General features: G+C 67.3%; 5 protein-coding genes. All 5 read right to left on the bottom strand.

All coding sequences use genetic code 11. From position 1 onward, the window contains the following. On the bottom strand, window positions 1–538 hold a 538-nt coding region (locus V3H18_RS16385; RefSeq protein WP_332083155.1), incomplete at its 3' end, for an aldolase. Window positions 539–621: 83 nt separating this feature from the next. Next, window positions 622–1,425 (bottom strand): NAD kinase, encoded by an 804-nt coding sequence (locus tag V3H18_RS16380; protein WP_332083154.1) that lies wholly within the window; start codon window positions 1,423–1,425, stop codon window positions 622–624. Window positions 1,426–1,586: 161 nt separating this feature from the next. Next, a complete protein-coding gene (locus V3H18_RS16375; RefSeq protein ID WP_332083153.1) occupies window positions 1,587–2,369 on the bottom strand; it encodes a pentapeptide repeat-containing protein in 783 nt (260 codons plus the stop codon). Between the two features lie 37 nt (window positions 2,370–2,406). Next, window positions 2,407–3,156, bottom strand: a complete 750-nt coding sequence (locus V3H18_RS16370; RefSeq protein ID WP_332083152.1) for a hypothetical protein — start codon at window positions 3,154–3,156, stop codon at window positions 2,407–2,409. A gap of 22 nt (window positions 3,157–3,178) precedes the next feature. Beyond that, a partial coding sequence (locus tag V3H18_RS16365; RefSeq protein WP_332083151.1) for an OmpA family protein occupies window positions 3,179–4,175 on the bottom strand: 997 nt, incomplete at its 5' end.

Here is a 4,175-nt window from a genome sequence, read left to right as displayed (position 1 = left end):
GAACGCCGGCGGCGGCGGCGGCCAGAACGACGAGGCCGCGCGCGGTCGCGATCGGCGCGGCGTCAGGCTCCGCGAGTCCCAAGCCTGCGCGAAGCGGCGCTTCGTCGAAGGCGATCGCCGCAAGCCGCTTCGTCGCGTCGGCGAAGCTGGGCAGCGCCAATACGGCCGCAGGGTCGGCGCCGACAAAAGCCGCGATTTTCGTCGCGCCATGCGTCAGGCCGGCTTCCGCCTCGCGCACGGCGAGCTTCGCGGCAAGCTGGGAAAGACTTGTCCTGTCGGCGCAAGCCGACAGAAAAACGCCGTCTGGCGCAAAGCCGACAACAGAGTCGAGCTCGCCCTCGACGGACTCGCTCTCGATTGGCGCGATTTCGACAAAAACCTTCAGGCCCTTCGACTGTCTCCGCACATCGGCGATAAAAGCGCGCGTCGCATGCGCCGCCTCGCCCGCGCGGCGCAACAGAACCGCGTCGGCGCCGCAAGCGAGCGCCGCCGAAACATCGCCGCCGGCCGCGATATCCAGGATCAGACAGGAGCGCATCGGCCCTCTTTCAGGCTGGTCGTCGAGAAGACCGCCACGATCATGCGCATTCTTCAACATCCGGCAGGCTGGGCGGCCCGCCCCTAATACCCGAACTGCTCCCTCAAAATGCGCTCCTCCAGCGAATGGCCAGGGTCGTGCAGCAGGACCATCTCGGTCGCATGATCCATCTCGATGTCGACATAAGCGAGATCGCGGAATTCGTCGTGGTCGGCGACGACCGACACCGGCCGCTTCTCCGCCTCCAGCACTTCGATGCGCACCTTGGCGGCGCTGGGCAAGAGCGCGCCATGCCAGCGGCGCGGGCGAAAGGCCGAGATCGGCGTCAGGGCCATCAGCGGCGCGTCCAGCGGCAAGATCGGCCCATTCGCCGAAAGATTATAGGCGGTGGAGCCCGCCGGCGTCGCCACCAGCACGCCGTCGGTGACGAGCTCGGGCATACGCTCCTGCCCATTCACCAATATGCGCAGCTTGGCGATCTGCGAGGTCTGGCGCAGGAGCGAGACTTCGTTGACCGCATGGGCGGAGAATTCGTCGCCGCGCAGATTCACCGCATGCATGAGCAGCGGATGGATGATCGACGGCTTCGCCTCGGCGAGGCGCTTGCGCAATCCGCTTTCGCGATATTGATTCATCAGAAAGCCGACGGAGCCGCGATTCATCCCATAGATCGGCTTGCCCGCGCCCATGAAGCGATGCAGCGTGCGCAGCATCAGCCCGTCGCCGCCGAGCGCGACGATGCAGTCGGCCTCCTCAGGCGGGCAGTCGCTATATTTCTCGACGAGGCGGAGCCGCGCTTCCTCCGCCTCCGGCGCGCCCGAGGCAAGAAAGGCGAGCTTTGCGAAAGCCTTCTTCCCGTGGTTTGGCTGTTCGCCGCCAGCGCCCATCGCTCATCCCTCTCGCCCCGCCCGCAGTCACATCCCGCATATGCCGGCGCGGCGCGCGAGGAAAAAAGCGGGACGAAGCCATCTTAAGCAAATTCAAAAAGATAAATCAAAGCGGGACGCGGCGTCCTGCTGCAGCGCAAAAGCCGCGCAGGGCCGGCGCGTCACTGGCGCCGGGCGCGATCGAGATTATGCGCATCTTTCAGCGCCGCTTCCGCCGCGGGGTCGATGCGCGCGGAGTCGAGATCGAGGCCTTCGGTTTTGGCGCCTGTCCAGATCGCGCTTGAGAAATCGGCGCCCGATGCGTCCGCATTCTTCAAATTGGCGTGAGAAAAATCCGCGCCGGCGGCGCGCGCGAAACGCAGATCGGCGGAGAGCAGATTGGCGTTGCGAAAACGCGCGCCCTCTAACGTCGCCGAACGCAGGACCGCGCGCATCAGCCCCATCGACTGGTTCTTCATATCGGCGCCAAGATCGGCTTCGTCGAAATTCGCGCCGCGCAGCGACGCGCCGGAAAGATCGCCGGCGACGCGCGCATGGGAGAAATCGGCGCCGTCGGCGCGCATGCGCTGCATCTGCGCCGCGAAGGCGTGCGCCCCCTTCAGCGAGGCACCGCTGAGGTCGGCGTCGATCAGCCAGGCCTGATCGAGAATGGCGCCGTCGAGATTGGCGCCGGAAAGCCGCGCCTTGTTCAGCCGCGCAGCGCGAAAATCGACTCCCCGCAGATCGAGGCCGGAGAGATCGAGCCCGTTGAGGCTCTTTTCGGAGAGATCGATCTTATGACCGGCGCCGCGATGTTTAAGCGCCGCCTCGATGTCGGCGCGCGTCAGCTCGGCCTGCGAATAGGCGGGCTGCGCGAGATCGACGCCCTGCAGCATGTCCTGGGCGCGGACGCTTTGCGGCAAAAGCGCCGCGACGCAAATGAAGGCGTAAAGGAGAATGCGCATATCGCTTAATTAGAAAGAAAACATTCTCTTCAAGCCTTCATGCGGCGTCGGACTCGCGCTGCGCGACGCCCGCGAGCTTTTGCGCCTGTTCGACCCATCCATTGCGCGAGACGCGGCCCGTTGCGCCGATCGACGCCTCGATCCATTTGACGTTGTCGGCGCTCCATCCGGCGATCTGATCGAAGTGAAAAACGCCAAGCGCATTGAGCTTTTCGACGCTCTTAGGCCCGAGACCCTTGATCTTGGAAAGATCGTCCGCCTTGCCCGCGCGCGGGGCGGACAGAGTCGCCGGCGCCGTCCCGGGAACCGACTTCGCCGGCGCCCGCATCTCGGCGGCCTTTTCATGAAGCGCCTGAGCGGCGCCCGCCGCCGCTTCGATCGCCGCATGTTCGTCGCTTTCCGTCGCGGATGCGGCGGCGCTCTGCGAAGGCGCTACGGCCCGGGGCTGAGCCTCCATCGCGCCGCGCAGGACGACGATCGGACGCTTCGCTTCGGATGCCGGCGCCGAGGCGCGCGCCGATTTCAGCGCGCCGCCGAACGGCAGTCCGACGAGATAGGCGGCGCTCGCGAGCAGCGCCACGTCGAAAGCGACCGCCTCGCGGCCGCCGAACAACTCCAGCCAGGAGGCGGCGAAGCCGGCGACGAGCGCCAGCGCCGTGGCCGCCAATATCCAGCCGGGGGCGGCCGGCGCGTTCTTGTCGTCCGGAGTCGTCACGAAACCCGTCAGCGCGCCGAGCGCGCAGGCGGCTGCGAACCACGCCCAGCCGAGCGTCAGCAAATAGACCATCCGCTTTCTCCTTCCCCGCCCGTCACTTCACGACGAATTCGACGCGCGCGTTGCGGGCGCGATTTTCGTCGCTGTCATTGGGGACGATTGGCCGCTCCGCGCCATAGCCGACGGCCGTCGCCTTGAAGGGATCGACGCCGGCCTTCACGAGATGTTCGACGACCGCCTGCGCATGGCGCTTGCTGCGGGCGAGATTGACCTCGCTGATGCCCGCATTGTCGGTATGCGCGGCGACTTCGAGGCCGACGATCTGGCAGCGCAGCGCCGTCGCGGCGATCGCGTCGAGCAGCGGCGCGGATTCGGGCGCGATCGCAACGTCGTCGGCGCTGAACTTGATCGGCCGCTTCGCGAGCAGTTGGGAGAGCGCCGCGCCGCATTGTCCGGCGTCGAGCGTGGAGCCGAGGATGCGCGTCGAGAGCCGCGCGTCGCCGCGGAAACTCTGCGGCAGCGACTCGGCGAGCGCCGTCCCGATTTCGGCGCGCGCGTTCTGATGGCGCGCGGCGCCCGTCAGCGCCACAGTGGCGTCGCTGATCGCGAGCCTGCCGTCCGCAAGGCGCGCGAGCGCCGCAAGCGAATGGTCGGCGGCGTCAGTGAAATTCTGCGGCGCGCCCTTTGCGATCGCGAGCCGGTCGACAACCGCCGCGTCGAAGAAATGCCGGCGCGCGCTTTCGACGAGCCTTTGGCGCGCGACCTCGTCGGGAACATAGCCGGTCAGCGTCACCTCGGCGTCGGCGCGCTCGGCGCCAAAGACATAGGGCGAAACCGGACCGGCGACGATGTCGAGCCGCGCGATGTCGAATCCTTTCGGCAGATGCGCTTTGGCGTCGGCCTCGATCGTCGTGGCCTGCACGTTTTCGCGCCCCTGCCCCTCAATCGAAATCTTGCCGTCGGAGATCGAGGCCCGGCCCTGCGCGAGCTTGCCGAGTTCGCCGACGGCGAAGGCGAGCGCCGCATCGAAATCGCCCGCCGGCGCGCCCGCGCCGAGCTGCGTCGCGTCGCTCACCGCCGCGCCGGCGCCG

Origin of the sequence: Methylocystis borbori (assembly GCF_036576025.1) — a bacterium.
GTDB lineage: Bacteria > Pseudomonadota > Alphaproteobacteria > Rhizobiales > Beijerinckiaceae > Methylocystis > Methylocystis borbori.
Note: the sequence above shows the minus strand (reverse complement) of the source record. Positions and strands in the feature narration are given on the sequence as shown.

Excerpts from the sequence above, each read along its gene's own strand:
- V3H18_RS16370 (WP_332083152.1), bottom strand. The coding sequence starts at position 3,156 with ATGGTCTATTTGCTGACGCTCGGCTGGGCGTGGTTCGCAGCCGCCTGC.
- V3H18_RS16380 (WP_332083154.1), bottom strand. The coding sequence starts at position 1,425 with ATGGGCGCTGGCGGCGAACAGCCAAACCACGGGAAGAAGGCTTTCGCA.
- V3H18_RS16375 (WP_332083153.1), bottom strand. The coding sequence starts at position 2,369 with ATGCGCATTCTCCTTTACGCCTTCATTTGCGTCGCGGCGCTTTTGCCG.